Here is a 13356-nt window from a genome sequence, read left to right as displayed (position 1 = left end):
CGGCGACGGTGCTGACATCCTCGATGGCGGTGCCGGCAACGATACGCTGTACGGCGGCACAGGAAACGACACCTATGTTTTCTCGAAAGGAGGTGGCGCCGATCGCATCGTGGAGAACGACAAGACGGCCGGCAACTCCGATCTTCTGTCGTTTGATCAGGCTATTTCCTACGATCAGATCTGGTTCCGTCAGTCTGGTTCGGATCTATTGGTGAGCCAGATCGGCACTACGGACAGCATGACCATCGCCGGATGGTTCTCTTCGGAGGGAAGTCGTGTAGAAAGGTTTGCCACGGCCGATGGCAAGCAGTTGCTCGAATCGCAAGTCGATTCACTGGTGTCAGCGATGGCGCAGTTTTCGCCGCCGGCACCTGGCCAGATAACGTTGAGCGCGGAGTATCAATCCGCGCTTGGCGCCACTTTGGCGGCGAGCTGGAAGTAACGCAATAGTTGCGTGCATGACGTGCGCCAGGGTTCGAAAAAAACTCTGGCGCAGTTTCACCCACCACAGCCAATCTTCACCCCCTCCCCACCCTCACCCAATACCCCGTGAAATAAGACACCCGGATCGGCAGTGCCTTCTCCAGGAAGCGCAATGTCCGGTCCGTGTCGTCAATGCGGTATGCACCAGACACCGTCAGGTTTGCCACTGATGGATCGCAATCGATGCGGCCGTGGCGGTAGCGCGCCAGTTCGGCCAGCACATCCTCCAGGCGCATGTTGCTGCCGGAGAGTTGGCCGTTGGCCCAGCTGTCGGGCGATATGGCGGAGGCGGTGCGCTTCGTGCTTGAGGTCTGCGTCATCTCCCACGTCGTGCCGGCCTGGGCGACCGCCTTCGCAGCGCGGTCTTCATGCAATGCCACGGCCCCTTCCTGCACGCTCACGCGCACAACATCCTCGTTGAGTCGGACTGTGAAGCGTGTACCAAGCGCACGCATCGTGCCGAACGCTGTACGCACTCGGAACGGTCGTGTGGCGTCGTGGCCGGTGGTGACGAGGATTTCGCCGCGACGGAGCAGGACGTCCCGCCGTTCGGCATCGAAGCGGATATCGATTGCGGTGTCCGTGTTGAGCACGATGACCGTGCCGTCATCCAGCGTCAACGTACGCTGCTCGCCCAAGCCGGTGCTGGTTTCCGCCAGCCAGCGTTGCCATGGCGTGTAGTGGTAGCCGGTGGACAGCCCCAGTACCGATACGCCACCGAGTGCCAGCACCTTGAGCGCCTGTCGACGTCCGGTCTGTCGGCGGCCACGGATGGCATCGGCGGTCTGCAGCGTCTCCAGCGCGAGCGGTGCGGGAATGCGCGGGAAATCTTCGCGCAGTGACTGCACGCGCTGCCATGCCAGCTTGTGCCGAGGGTCCGCGCCTTCCCATGCCAGGAAGCGCTGCCGCGTGTCATCGCTCGGATCATTGAAGAGTAGTCGCACAGCCCACTGGATGGCCTGATCGACGATCTCCGAAGAAAGGTCTGCCTGCGAAGCCGGCATCTACTCGGTGCCGAACCGCAGTTCGTAGCATCGGCGCAATGCCTGGCCGATGTAGCGCTCGACGGTGGCCAACGACATGCCGATGTGCTCGGCGATCTGCGGGCAAGTCAGCCCATCCAGTTGTGCAAGCAGGAAGGCAGTGCGGACACGCGGCTTCAGCGTGTCGAGCATGCGATCGATTTCCATCAGGGTCTGAAGGAAATGCAGCCGGCTCTCGGGAGATGGCGCGTGGGCCTCGGGCAGATGCGCCAGTGTTTCCAGCCATGCCTGTTCCAGTTCGCGCCGCCGCCAGAAATCGATCACCAGCCCGTTGGCGATGGTGCCGAGATAGGTGCGCGGTTCGCGGATGTCGGCCACTTTCCGGTGCAGCACGCGTACGAACACGTCCTGCGCCAGGTCGGCCGCATCGCAGGCATTGCCAATCTTTCGCAGCAGCCAGCCTTGCAGCCATTGGTGATGGCGTCCGTACAGGGATTCAACGTGGGAGTGCGCGCCGGGATCGATGGCGGTCATGACAGGACAACCTGAGACAAGTCCCGACAATGTAACCGATTCTCATTTACAGATAAAGGATGGAGATCCAAGAGCGTTGCGAAAAGCCAAATCCCGTTGCCCTATGGCGAAACGACCGCCTGCCATTGCACTTCCGTATCGCTCTGTATCTCGGCCTCGGATAGATACACAGCGGTTCAAATCGTGCGTAACACGACACGTTCAACAACCACTGGCTCCCTAGACTCCGTCCGTCACGACAGTTCGTGAACGATCCCAACGGTCGAAAACCAACACCAACACAACGCGCAGTTCAGGAAGGAGCCCATCCATGTCACGCGTCTCGATCCGCAGCATCCCTCGCACGTCTTCCACCCGCTTTGCCCTCGCGGTCAGCGCCGCACTGGCCAGTCTGGCGCTGGTTGCCCACGCACCGCACGCTCACGCGGCAGAGCCCGCCAACTCGGCCACGCCGCCCGCCAGCAAGGTAGCGGCAGGCGACGAAAGCATCCGCCCGTTCAAGGTTCATGTCCCGCAAGCGCAGCTCGACGATCTGCGCCGCCGCATCGCCGCCACCCGCTGGCCTGACCAGGAAACCGTTGCGGACGAGTCGCAGGGTATCCAGCTTGCGCGGGTCAAATCGCTCGTGGAGTACTGGGGCAAGGACTACGACTGGCGAAAGGCCGAGGCGCAACTGAATGCACTGCCCCAGTTCGTCACGCGGATCGATGGCGTGGATATCCAGTTCATCCACGTCCGCTCGAAGCATCCCAACGCCATGCCGCTGATCCTGACGCACGGCTGGCCCGGCTCCATCTTCGAGTTCATCAAGACGATCGGCCCGCTCACGGACCCGACAGCCTATGGTGGCCGAGCCGAAGACGCGTTCGATGTGGTCATCCCGTCGATTCCGGGCTACGGCTTCTCGGGCATTCCGCGTGAACTGGGCTGGGGTCCGGATCGCACCGCGCGTGCCTGGGACGTGCTGATGAAGCGCCTCAAGTACACGCGCTACGTCTCGCAGGGCGGCGATCACGGCTCGGTGGTTTCCGATGCATTGGCGCGTCTGGCGCCTCCGGGGCTGCTGGCAATTCACCTGAACATGCCGGCTACCGTGCCCGGACCGCTGATGAAGTCGATCCTCGCGGGCGATCCGGCGCCGGCTAGCCTGACGGCACCCGAGCGCGACGCCTTCCAATCGCTGAGCACGTTCTTCGGCCGCAACGCCGCGTATGGCGCGATGATGGTCACGCGTCCGCAGACCATCGGCTATTCGCTCTCCGACTCGCCGGCTGGCCTCGCATCGTTCACGTACGAAAAGATTGCCGCCTGGAGCGATAGCAATGGCGTGCCGGAAAATGTGCTGACGCGCGATGCCATCCTGAACGACATCACGCTGTACTGGCTCACGAACACGGGCGCCGCGTCGTCGCGCTTCTATTGGGAGAACAACAACAACAATTTCAGCGCCGATGCGCAGAAGACACGCGAGATCAAGGTGCCAGTTGCCATCACCGTCTTTCCGCATGAAATCTACCGGGCGCCGGAGAGCTGGAGCAAGCAGGCTTACCCTTCGCTCAACTATTACAACCAGGTGAGCAAGGGCGGCCACTTCGCGGCATGGGAGCAGCCGCAACTGTTCGCTGAGGAATTGCGCAAAGCGTTCCGTCCGGTGCGCTAACGGCTGCGGGTCGGCATCACCCTCGAAGGTAGTGTCCGGCCCCTGCCCCCGCCACGCGCCCGCTCGCAAAGCAGGCAGTCAGCAGGTAGCCGCCAGTCGGCGCTTCCCAATCGAGCATTTCTCCGGCGCAGAACACGCCGGGGAGCGCGGTCAGCATCAACTGGTCGTTCATCGCTTCGAAACGAACACCACCGGCCGTACTGATGACTTCATCGATGGGCCGTGCGCGCTCGAGGCGCAGCGGCAGTGCCTTGATGGCCGCCGCCAGCGCCACGGGATCGTGCATGGCCTCTTTCGACAGCACCTCGCGCAGCAGGCTCGCCTTGACGCCGGTGATGCCCAGCCGGCTTTGCAAGTGGCTCGACACCGAGCGCGATCCGCGCGGGTGGGCCACTTCGGCAGCTACCGCCTCGGCGGATCGTCCCGGTGCGAGATCGAGCGTGATGGTGGCATGCCCGTGCGCCGTGATGAGATCGCGGATCGGCGCGGACAGCGCATAAACCAGACTGCCTTCGATACCCGATTCGCTGATCACGAATTCGCCTTGCCGATGCAGCGTCGTACCATCGTCGAGCGTCACATCCATCGCCACGGCCTTCACCGGCTCGCCCGCATGGCGCGTGCGGAGCAGTTCGGACCACGCGATATCAAAGCCGCAGTTGGCGGGCTGCAGCGGTGCCACATCCACGCCACGCGCGGCCAGTATCGGCAGCCATGCACCATCGGAGCCGAGCCGGGCCCAACTGCCGCCGCCCAGCGCGAGCACCACGGCGCGCGCCTGCACTTCGATCTCGCCGTCGCGGCTGGCAAAACGCAGCACGTGCCAGCCATCGACAGCATCCGCAAACCCGATCCAGCGATGCCGCGTATGAATGCCCACGCCCGCTTCACGCAGGCGATGCAGCCATGCGCGCAGCAGCGGCGCTGCTTTCATGTCGGTGGGGAACACGCGCCCGGAACTGCCGACGAAGGTGTCGATGCCAAGGTCATGCACCCAGGCGCGCAGCTTGTCGGCGCCGAAAGTCTCCAGCAGCGGCGCGATCCGGTCCACGCGTGCACCGTAGCGGCCAAGAAAGGCGTCGGCAGCCTCGGCGTGCGTAATGTTCATCCCGCCCCGGCCTGCCATCAGGAACTTGCGCCCCACCGATGGCATGGCGTCGTACACCTCCACCGACACGCCCTGCGCGGCGAGCATCTCGGCCGCCATGAGGCCAGCCGGGCCACCACCGATGACGATGGCGCCATCATGGCGAATGGGAGAAACGGGCAAATCAGGCATGGCGCGAAGGGGAATCGGGGAGCCGGCGCATTATAGGCGCTGCGCGTCCCCACGCCGTGCAAATCCGGCAATTCCGTCAAATCCATAGAGGGCGGCGGCGTTGCGCCAGCGCAGTGCGTCGGCCAGTTCAGGCTGCGCGGCGATCCACGCCAGTACGGCGCGGCATTCGTCGGCGCGGGCCGGCGCTTCGTGGTTGGTCCACGGCCAGTCGCTGCCCCATAGCAGACGATTGGTCCCGGCCACCTCGGCCCATCGCCCGATCAGCATCGGCCAGCCCTGCTCATCGGCCAGTCGATAGGGCGCGCTGATCTTGACCCACAGCGCGCGGCGCGTGCGCACGTCAGCCGCCACGTCGAACACAGGGTCATCCGCGCCCGCCGGACCGGGCCGGCCAAAGTGGTCGAGCACCACCGGTACGCGCGTCGCGCCCAATGCAGCATCGAGCGCGGACAACACGGCGGCACCCTCGCCATTGCCCGTATGGATTTCCACATGCCAGCCGAGTTCGTGAATCCGGCCGAACAACGCGCGCCACGGCGCAGTCGCGATGCGTCGCCAGCCATCGTCACCGTACAGGTTCAGGCGGATGCCCCGCACACCGGCCTCGTCGAGCACGGCCAGTTGCGTGTCTTCAATGCCGGGATCGACCACCGCCACGCCTCGCAACCGCTCCGGCATGCTGCGCAGCGCCGCAAGCAACGCGCCGTTGTCCGTGCCGAGGAAACTGGTCTGCACCACCACTCCATGCAGGTCGCCATGCCCCCCCATCGCCACCTGCCAGCCCTCCAGCGTGGCGCCATAGGGTGGGCGATAGCGCGCGCCGGCCACGGCTATGCCGGCATCGAACACATGGAAATGGCAATCGACCAGCAGCGTGGCGTCTTTCGTCTCGGACACGGGGAAATCTCCTGTGCGGGTAAGCCCTGATATGGCATCGACGGCCCATCCGGGTACTCTAGTCCTCTATAGGAGTCGAATCTAACACGGACGCTCCAGACTTCACAACGCCAACCTTATGCCAGACCTTGCCACCCCTGCCCCCGGATTAAGCCGCTATGGGCAGATTGCTGCCCGGCTACAGCAGAAGATCGTCTCGGGCGAATGGATGCCCGGCGCGGCCATTCCTGCGGAAAGTGCGCTGGCCACCGAGTTCGGCATCGCGCTCGGCACCATTCGCCAAGCGATTGCCGTGCTGGTGCAGGAGGGCCTGCTCGAACGCTTGCAGGGCAAGGGCACCTTCGTGCGCACGGGGCTCAGTGGCGCGAGCATGATGCGCTTCTTCCGTTTCCGCAGCGAAGCCGAAACGGCATCCGCCGCCATCCCGCGTTCGGAAATCCTGTCGTGCCGCGCGGTGCGCCTCGACAAGACCATGGCCGGCCGCTTCGGGCTGGAGACCGGTGCACGTGGCCTTGCCATCTCGCGTCGCCGCTGGGTGGCGGAGCAACCGCGCCTGCTCGAATCCATCTGGCTGCCGCTGCCGCGTTGCGCCAGCTTGCAGGACCTGCCCGTCTCGGATTGGGGCGATCTGCTCTATCCGCTGTTGTGGCAGCAATGCGGCATCACCGTGCATCGCGCGATGGACGAGGTGACGTTCCGCCCGCTCGGCGCCGAAGAGGCCGCATCGCTCGCCTTGCCCGACGGCCACCCCTGCGCGCTCGTGACCCGGCAGGCCTATGACATGCAGGGCCAATGCGTCGAGTACCGGCTCACCCGTGGCGACGCCTACGCGTTCCGCTACACGGCCGATATCCGCTGACGCGCAACCGCCCACCGCCCACCGCCCACCGCAATCCATAAAACACGACGGAGACACCATGCGTTACTTCACCCACCTCGCGCTCGCCAGCGGCGCATGCCTGGCGCTGCCAGCGGCCCCGCTGCATGCCGCCGATGCACCATGGCCAGCGCGCCCCATCACCATCGTGGTGACTTACCCACCCGGCGGTGGCGCGGATCTGATGGCGCGCCTGATCGCCCCCGCACTGGGACGCGAGTTGGGACAGACCGTGGTGGTGGAAAACCGGCCCGGCGCGGGCGGTCAGATCGGCGCGTCCTACGTGGCCAAGGCGGCGCCCGACGGCTACACGCTGATGGTCGATGCCTCGTCCTACGCGGTGATTTCGAGCCTCTATCCGCGCCTGCCCTACGATCCGGCCAAGGCATTCCGCGCGATAGGCGTGCTCGCGCGCTATCCCAACGTGCTGGTCGCCAACCCCTCGTTTCCCGCGAGCAGCGTGAAGGAAGTGCTCGCACTGGCCCGGCAGAAACCCGGCACCGTGGCGTATGCATCGTCGGGCAATGGATCGGCGCAGCACCTTTCCGGCGTGCTGTTCGAGCAGCGCGCCAACGTGGATCTGCTACACGTGCCGTACAAGGGTGGCGGTCCCGCGATGACCGACGTGATCGCGGGCCAGGTGCCGCTGTTCTTTGCCAACGTGGCGTCGAGCCTGCAACACATCAAGGCCGGGAAACTGCGCCCGCTCGCGGTGACCAGCGACACGCGCACCAGCGCGCTGCCGTCCGTGCCGACCATGCAGGAGGCCGGCGTGGCCGGCTACGAAGTCTACGAATGGAACGCCGCGTTCCTGCCCAGCGCCACGCCCGATGCCGTGGTGGCGAAGCTCTCGGATGCGCTCCACAAGGTCATGGGCAGCCCGGAAATCAAGCAGCGTGTCGCCGAACTCGGCGGAGAGGTGGTGGCCGCGCCTCCGGCCGAAGCCGCGCGTTTCATCGACGCACAGACCCGGAAATGGGCGAAGGTCATCAAGGACGGCAACGTCAAACCCGAGTAAGACAACCTGGCAGAGCAACCATGTCCAATTTCCAGTCCGATCGCCGGCACGCGCTGTCGCTGCTCGCCGCCTTTGGCGCCAGCGCCCTCGCCCCGTCCCTGGTCCGCGCGCAGGCGTGGCCGTCCAAGACCATCCGCTTAGTCGTGCCGTTCGCGCCGGGCGGCAGCTCAGAGATCGTGGCGCGCTCCACGGCCGCAGAACTGACCAAGCTGCTTGGCGTGTCCGTGTTCGTCGAGAACAAGCCGGGCGGTGCAGGCAATATCGCCATGGGCGAAGTCGCACGCGCCGACGACAACCACACGCTGATCCTCGGCCATATCGGCACGCTCGCCGTCAATCCGTACATTTTTCCGAAGCTGCCCTATGACCCGGTCAAGGATTTCCGGCCCATCTCGCTGCTGTCGAAGGTGCCAAGCCTGTATGTGGTACATCCGGACGTGCCGGCCAAAAGCCTCAAGGAGTTCGTCGCGCTCGCCAAGAGCAAGCCGGGCAAGTTGAACTACGGCTCCGCGGGCAATGGCAGCGCCGGGCACCTGGCGTTCGAATACCTGAAAGCAACCACGGGCACGTTTATCACGCACGTGCCGTATCGCGGCAGCGGTCCGCAGATCACCGACCTGCTCTCGGGCCGGCTCGATGCCGCCGCCATCGGTGCACCGGCCATTCTCCAGTTCATCAAGACGGGCAAGGTGCGATGCATCGCCACGGGCACGGCCCAGCGCATCCCGCAACTGCCGGACGTGCCCACCGTGGCCGAGCAAGGGTATCCCGGCTTTGAAATGACGCAATGGTATGGACTGATGGCGCCCGCGACGCTGCCGCAACCGGCTGCCGCCAAGCTCGCCGAAGCCACGATCAAGGCGGTCAGGAGCCCGTCTTCCGTGGAGCGCCTGGGCGCCGACGCGGCGCTGGTGGTGGGCAGTACACCCGAGGAATTCGCCCGATTCATTGCCGCAGAGCAGCAGCGCTGGAAGCCGATCGTGGCACGCGCGGGTATCAAGCCGGACTGACGGAAACCGAGAGCACCCACCGGCCCGGAGGCACAGCGGTCACGTGGCTTCCGGGAGTAGCCGGCGTATGCGCACCACCAGCCCGGTGCCCGCCGCAGCCGGCCGGTTCGACAGTTCGACAGTCAGCCCATGCAGATAGGCCACGCGCCGGGCAATCGAAATACCCAGCCCGCTGCCCTGCTCTTGCTGGCCAGCAGCCCGGAAGAATCGGCTGCCGAGACGCTCCAGATGTTCGGGCGCCACGCCCGGGCCGTGGTCCGCCACCTCGATATGGTCGGTCCCGAAGGCCAGCGTCACCACGGACCCGGCCGGGCTGTAGCGCAGCGCGTTGTCAAGCAGGTTGCGCAGCATCGTACCCAGCAGCACCGGATCGCCGCAGATTTCCAGCGGCTTGCCGCCATCCGCGGGCCACAGGATTTCCATATCGACATGGCGCCGGTCGGAGAGCTGCAGGCAATCGCTGAAAACCTGCTGCGAAATCTGCTGCCAATCCACGGCTTCGCCCGCAGCCAGCGGTTCCTCGTCCTCCAGCCGGCTCATGGTGAGCAACTGCGACACCAGATGGCTCAGCCGCTCGATGCCGACTTCCACATTGACCGCAGCGCGTGCACGTTCTTCCGCATCGGGCGAGCGGCGCGCCACCTCCCACTGCGCCTTCAGCGCAGCCAGCGGTGTGCGCATCTCGTGCGCGGCATCGGCGGTCAGGCGGCGCTCATGTTCGAGCAGCGTGGAAACCCGCTCCAGCAGCGTGTTCATCGCGCGGACCAATGGCGTCAATTCGGGGGGCGCACCCTCCAGCGACATCGGCGTGGGATCGCCCGGCGTGCGTGCGGCAATGGCGTGGGAGAGCGCCAGGAGGGGACGCAACATGCGCCGGATCGCCCAGACCAGCAGCGTGGTCAGCAGCGGCAGACCGAACAGCCATGGCAGGGCCTGCGCCTGCACATAGGACACCACCAGCTCGTTGCGCTCGGCCACGATCTGCCCCACGCACACCCGCCAGCCGGCAACGGGATCGTCGAGGTAATACAGGCGCCACTTCGCGCCATCGATCGTCATGTTGGTGAAACCGTGAATCGCGGGCATGCGGGGCAGCCGGTCGCCATCGGGATCGATGTGCAGGGCTTCGCCGCCCGGGCGCCATGCGGCAATGGCGAGGTCGCCCAGCCCCGCGTCGCCCAGATCGCCAAGATCCGTATCGCCTGGTTGCGGCCCGCTCGATGGCAGCGGCGATTTCGCGTTGGCGTTCATCAACGGCAGTACCGCCTGCATCTGCTGGGCCATGCGCACCATGGCGGTGTCGTACAACTCGTTGATTTCCTCGTGGGCACTCAGGTAGACCAGCGCGCTCGTCAGCAGCCATGCAAAAGCCACCGCCGCCAGCACGGCCAGTATCAGCCGGCGCTGCAGCGTCATGTCTTGCCTCCCTCGGCAAGGTCCGCTGGCGGCGCGTCAAGCGTATCGGGCGCGCCCAGCGTGTAGCCTGCGCCGCGCAGCGTGCGGACGATGGCCGGATGGATCTTGCGGCGCAGATGATGGATATGCACTTCGAGCGTATTGCTCTCCGTACCTTTGTCCCACGCATAGAGCTTGTCGCGCAGGAAATCCCGGGTCAGCACACGATTCGGATGACTCAGCAGGATTTCCAGCAGTTCAGACTCCCGGCTCGTCAGGTCCACCGACTTGCCGTGCCAGAGCGCCAGCCGCGCGGCCGGATGATATTCGAGCGGACCATGGCTCCAGACCGGCTCGGGCATTCCTGCCGTCCGACGGCTCACCGCGCGTAAGCGTGCCGCCAGTTCGTCGAGCGCCACCGGCTTGATCAGGTAGTCGTCAGCGCCGGCGTCCAGCCCGCCGATGCGGCTCGCCACGGCGTCACGCGCCGTCAGCACCAGCACCGGCGTCAGGCGCCCCTGGCGGCGCCAGCGTGTCAGCAGCGCCACGCCATCGTCGTCCGGCAGGCCGAGGTCCAGCACCACCGCGTCGTAGTGCATCACCGCCATGGCACTGTCCGCTTCCGCGCCCGTGCGGAACCAGTCCACGGCATGCCCGATCAGCTTCAGCCCGCGCTGGAGGCCGTCGCCGAGCATGGGGTCGTCTTCAACGATAAGGATTTTCATGGGTGCGGGATCGATACGGACGTTGGCCCCGATATCTATGTCAGCGCGAATGTTACCCGGACGCGCTGCATCTGGAATGAAGGAACACCGCACCGAGCGCGCCGGGCACCACTTTTTTCAAGAACGGTTGGCAGGTTTCGCCATCTCGCGGGTCATGTAAGGTGAGACCCGTCATATCGACGGGCGCCGCCTGACTCCCGCGATGACGTCCAACCCTGCGTTTCCTGTCATTTCCAGACTATTTTCCGCTGTATTCGGCGGCTATCTGCTGGCTTCGTCGATCATTGTCGCCTCCGGCGCGCTGATGCCCGAGCTTCGCGCCAGCGCCGTGATGGCGTCGAGCTTGTCGAGCTACGCCATCTACACCGCAGCGGTGATCTGGGCCTTCGCCGCCCGCACCACGCGCGGCGCCTGGTTCGGCGTGCTGGCCCCATCGGTATTGGTGCTGGCTGTTGCCGCCGTGGCCTGGATCGCACGGGGGCTGGCATGACCGGCGGCTTCCGCCAGCGCATGGCGTGGCTGCATACGTGGGTCGGACTCTGGATGGGCTGGCTGCTGTTCGCCGTATTCCTGACCGGCGCCCTGAGCGTGTTCTACGAACCGATCACGCACTGGATGCAGCCCGAGCGCCAGACGGTGGCACGCCCTGCCGTCGATATCCCGCGCGCGCTGGCCAATGCCCAGCGCCTGTTGGCACTCAACGCCGCCGATGCCGGGCACTGGCAGATCGAGTTGCCGGGCGACGAGGACTACGCCGTTCACCTGCACTACGATGGCCAGCGTGGCCCCGAGATCCGCATGGACCCGGACTCGGGCGCACTGTTGCCGCCCGCCCGGGATACCGCAGGCGGACGCCACTTCATCACCTTCCACTACGAGCTGCACAGCGGCATGGTGGGCGTCTGGATCGTCGCCTTCTTCACGATGGCGCTGCTCGTGGCACTGGTCAGCGGCATCGTCACGCACAAGCGATTCTTTGCGGATTTCTTCACATTCCGGCCGCGCAAGGGCCAGCGCTCCTGGCTAGACGCGCACAACGCGCTGGGCGTGCTGGTGCTGCCCTTCCTGTTTGTGATCTCGTACACGGGCCTGGTCATCTGGTGGCCAGACACCATGCCGGCCGGCGTGCGCATGTTCTACACCGACCAGCGCGCCCTGTTCGACGAAATGGGCGGCGCGCATTTCCGCGAAGCTGCGACCAAGTCGGCGGGCTTGCGGACTGGTGCGCTGCCGAATCTGCCGGCGATGCTCGCGGACGCGCAAGCCAGGCTCTCGCGTGACAGCCAGGGCAACGACAGCATCGAGCGCGTGTCCATCACACACCCGGGCCATGCCAACGCCGAAGTGGAGTTCAGCGGCCCCTACCACTACGACGGCATCGACTTTGCCGCCGCGCGCCACTATCACTACGACGCCGCCACCGGCGCCTTCCGCTCCGCCGAATTCGACGACGAGATGGTGGGCAACGGCGACGCGCCAGCGCCGCTGATCGCCGGCTCCGTACTGCGATCGCTGCATCTGGCGCGCTTCGGCGGCACGATGGTGGACTGGCTCTACTTCCTGAGCGGCCTGGCGGGTGCGGGCGTGATGGCCACCGGCCTGCTGCTGTTCTCGGTCAAGCGGCGCAATCGCAAACTCGAAGAATTCGGCCGCCACAGCGCACGCGTCTACGACGCCATCGACCGCCTGAACGTGGCCGCCGTGGCCAGCCTGTGCATCGCGTGCATCGGCTTTCTCTGGGCCAACCGGCTGTTGCCGGTGTCGCTCGACGAACGTCACGAGTGGGAGATTGGCGCGTTCTTCGCGATCTGGCTGGCCGCCGCGCTCCATGCAGCAGTCACGTCGCCCGCGCGCGCGTGGCGGCTCCAGCTAGGCGGCGCGGGCCTGCTCTGCGTGGCCTTGCCCGTACTGAACGCGATCACCACGCCGTGGCACCTCGGACGCTATCTCTATCACGGCGACTGGCGCGCTGCGGGCGTGGAACTCGGTGCGCTGGCATGCGGCGCAGCGCTGCTGTGGACCGCCACGTATCTGCGCCATCGCCTCGGTACGGGCGCATCCGCACCTCGTCTCGCCACCGGAGGCCGCCGATGAGCGCCAATACCCTTCACATCGTCAGCGTACTCGGTGGCGCCGTGGCCGGCACGATCTGCTTCGCGCTGGCCATGGACCGCCATTTCGAGCGCGTATATGGGCAGCCTGCGTCCGACACCACCGTGCGCGGTCTGCGTCTGGCCGCGTGGGCCTGTCTTGCCGCGCTGCTGGTGCCCTGCGTGCAGGGATGGGGCCTGAGCATCGGGATCATCGTATGGGTGAGCAGCGTGTCCCTCGGCGCGCTCGCCGCTACCTCGCTACTCACGTGGACGCCGCGCCTGGTTCCGCTTACTGGCGCCGTGGCCGCGGCGCTGGGCTGTGGCGGATGGCTGCTTGCCGCCTGAACTTCCTGTCCGAACTTGCTGCCCGAACTTGCTGCCCGAATTTGCCGCCTGAGCTAC

General features: G+C 65.8%; 14 protein-coding genes. 8 read left to right on the top strand and 6 right to left on the bottom strand.

The features are described from left to right. Positions 1 to 442 (top strand): calcium-binding protein (locus tag ABDB81_RS28970; protein WP_346814253.1); only part of this gene is annotated, 442 nt, incomplete at its 5' end. A gap of 76 nt (positions 443 to 518) precedes the next feature. Here ABDB81_RS28970 and ABDB81_RS28965 read toward each other — a convergent pair. Then, positions 519 to 1487: a FecR family protein gene (locus tag ABDB81_RS28965; protein ID WP_346814252.1), complete on the bottom strand. Its 969-nt coding sequence runs from the start codon at positions 1485 to 1487 to the stop codon at positions 519 to 521. Further along, positions 1488 to 2000: a sigma-70 family RNA polymerase sigma factor gene (locus ABDB81_RS28960; protein WP_160473626.1), complete on the bottom strand. Its 513-nt coding sequence runs from the start codon at positions 1998 to 2000 to the stop codon at positions 1488 to 1490. Positions 2001 to 2310: 310 nt separating this feature from the next. Here ABDB81_RS28960 and ABDB81_RS28955 point away from each other — a divergent pair, with 310 nt between their 5' ends. After that, on the top strand, positions 2311 to 3660 hold the full coding sequence (locus ABDB81_RS28955) for an epoxide hydrolase (RefSeq protein ID WP_137923481.1): 1350 nt from the start codon (positions 2311 to 2313) through the stop codon (positions 3658 to 3660). 16 nt (positions 3661 to 3676) lie between these two features. Here the strand turns inward: ABDB81_RS28955 and ABDB81_RS28950 are convergent, their stop codons facing one another. Together ABDB81_RS28950 and ABDB81_RS28945 are read right to left on the bottom strand one after the other, a co-directional pair. Beyond that, complete coding sequence (locus ABDB81_RS28950) at positions 3677 to 4939, bottom strand: TIGR03862 family flavoprotein (RefSeq protein WP_346814251.1); 1263 nt, start codon at positions 4937 to 4939, stop codon at positions 3677 to 3679. 30 nt (positions 4940 to 4969) lie between these two features. Beyond that, complete coding sequence (locus tag ABDB81_RS28945; RefSeq protein ID WP_346814250.1) at positions 4970 to 5836, bottom strand: amidohydrolase family protein; 867 nt, start codon at positions 5834 to 5836, stop codon at positions 4970 to 4972. A 118-nt stretch (positions 5837 to 5954) separates the two neighbouring features. On the opposite strand from ABDB81_RS28945, the gene ABDB81_RS28940 reads away from it, so the two are divergent. From ABDB81_RS28940 to ABDB81_RS28930, 3 genes are read left to right on the top strand one after another with little or no spacing between them, the layout of a single operon-like run. Next, positions 5955 to 6695: a GntR family transcriptional regulator gene (locus tag ABDB81_RS28940; RefSeq protein ID WP_346814248.1), complete on the top strand. Its 741-nt coding sequence runs from the start codon at positions 5955 to 5957 to the stop codon at positions 6693 to 6695. Between the two features lie 58 nt (positions 6696 to 6753). After that, on the top strand, positions 6754 to 7731 hold the full coding sequence (locus ABDB81_RS28935) for a tripartite tricarboxylate transporter substrate binding protein (RefSeq protein ID WP_346814247.1): 978 nt from the start codon (positions 6754 to 6756) through the stop codon (positions 7729 to 7731). Between the two features lie 20 nt (positions 7732 to 7751). Continuing rightward, the gene (locus ABDB81_RS28930; protein ID WP_346814246.1) at positions 7752 to 8741 is read left to right on the top strand and encodes a tripartite tricarboxylate transporter substrate binding protein; all 990 of its coding nucleotides are present in this window, start codon (positions 7752 to 7754) and stop codon (positions 8739 to 8741) included. Between the two features lie 39 nt (positions 8742 to 8780). Here the strand turns inward: ABDB81_RS28930 and ABDB81_RS28925 are convergent, their stop codons facing one another. Beyond that, positions 8781 to 10157 carry an ATP-binding protein gene (locus ABDB81_RS28925; protein WP_346814245.1) on the bottom strand — a complete coding sequence of 459 codons (1377 nt, stop codon included), beginning with the start codon at positions 10155 to 10157 and terminating at the stop codon, positions 8781 to 8783. Then, complete coding sequence (locus ABDB81_RS28920; RefSeq protein WP_160473619.1) at positions 10154 to 10861, bottom strand: response regulator; 708 nt, start codon at positions 10859 to 10861, stop codon at positions 10154 to 10156. Before ABDB81_RS28920 ends, ABDB81_RS28925 begins: the two co-directional genes overlap by 4 nt. A 202-nt stretch (positions 10862 to 11063) precedes the next feature. Between ABDB81_RS28920 and ABDB81_RS28915 the strand changes: the two genes are divergently transcribed. From ABDB81_RS28915 to ABDB81_RS28905, 3 genes are read left to right on the top strand one after another with little or no spacing between them, the layout of a single operon-like run. Next, positions 11064 to 11351: a hypothetical protein gene (locus tag ABDB81_RS28915; protein WP_346814244.1), complete on the top strand. Its 288-nt coding sequence runs from the start codon at positions 11064 to 11066 to the stop codon at positions 11349 to 11351. Next, positions 11348 to 12955, top strand: a complete 1608-nt coding sequence (locus ABDB81_RS28910) for a PepSY-associated TM helix domain-containing protein (protein ID WP_346814243.1) — start codon at positions 11348 to 11350, stop codon at positions 12953 to 12955. The genes ABDB81_RS28915 and ABDB81_RS28910 overlap by 4 nt, the downstream gene beginning before the upstream one ends. Then, positions 12952 to 13299, top strand: a complete 348-nt coding sequence (locus ABDB81_RS28905) for a DUF3325 domain-containing protein (RefSeq protein WP_160473617.1) — start codon at positions 12952 to 12954, stop codon at positions 13297 to 13299. The genes ABDB81_RS28910 and ABDB81_RS28905 overlap by 4 nt, the downstream gene beginning before the upstream one ends. Positions 13300 to 13356 lie beyond the last annotated feature (57 nt).

The sequence above is a fragment of the Cupriavidus sp. DL-D2 genome (assembly GCF_039710735.1).
Taxonomy (GTDB): Bacteria; Pseudomonadota; Gammaproteobacteria; order Burkholderiales; family Burkholderiaceae; genus Cupriavidus.
The sequence above is the reverse complement of the archived record's forward strand: the minus strand, read 5'-3'. Positions and strand labels throughout refer to the sequence as shown.

What these genes read in the sequence shown, in the direction of transcription:
- ABDB81_RS28965 (WP_346814252.1), bottom strand. Translation starts at nt 1,487, where the DNA reads ATGCCGGCTTCGCAGGCAGACCTTTCTTCGGAGATCGTCGATCAGGCC.
- ABDB81_RS28960 (WP_160473626.1), bottom strand. Translation starts at nt 2,000, where the DNA reads ATGACCGCCATCGATCCCGGCGCGCACTCCCACGTTGAATCCCTGTAC.
- ABDB81_RS28955 (WP_137923481.1), top strand. Translation starts at nt 2,311, where the DNA reads ATGTCACGCGTCTCGATCCGCAGCATCCCTCGCACGTCTTCCACCCGC.
- ABDB81_RS28950 (WP_346814251.1), bottom strand. Translation starts at nt 4,939, where the DNA reads ATGCCTGATTTGCCCGTTTCTCCCATTCGCCATGATGGCGCCATCGTC.
- ABDB81_RS28940 (WP_346814248.1), top strand. Translation starts at nt 5,955, where the DNA reads ATGCCAGACCTTGCCACCCCTGCCCCCGGATTAAGCCGCTATGGGCAG.
- ABDB81_RS28935 (WP_346814247.1), top strand. Translation starts at nt 6,754, where the DNA reads ATGCGTTACTTCACCCACCTCGCGCTCGCCAGCGGCGCATGCCTGGCG.
- ABDB81_RS28930 (WP_346814246.1), top strand. Translation starts at nt 7,752, where the DNA reads ATGTCCAATTTCCAGTCCGATCGCCGGCACGCGCTGTCGCTGCTCGCC.
- ABDB81_RS28925 (WP_346814245.1), bottom strand. Translation starts at nt 10,157, where the DNA reads ATGACGCTGCAGCGCCGGCTGATACTGGCCGTGCTGGCGGCGGTGGCT.
- ABDB81_RS28920 (WP_160473619.1), bottom strand. Translation starts at nt 10,861, where the DNA reads ATGAAAATCCTTATCGTTGAAGACGACCCCATGCTCGGCGACGGCCTC.
- ABDB81_RS28915 (WP_346814244.1), top strand. Translation starts at nt 11,064, where the DNA reads ATGACGTCCAACCCTGCGTTTCCTGTCATTTCCAGACTATTTTCCGCT.
- ABDB81_RS28910 (WP_346814243.1), top strand. Translation starts at nt 11,348, where the DNA reads ATGACCGGCGGCTTCCGCCAGCGCATGGCGTGGCTGCATACGTGGGTC.
- ABDB81_RS28905 (WP_160473617.1), top strand. Translation starts at nt 12,952, where the DNA reads ATGAGCGCCAATACCCTTCACATCGTCAGCGTACTCGGTGGCGCCGTG.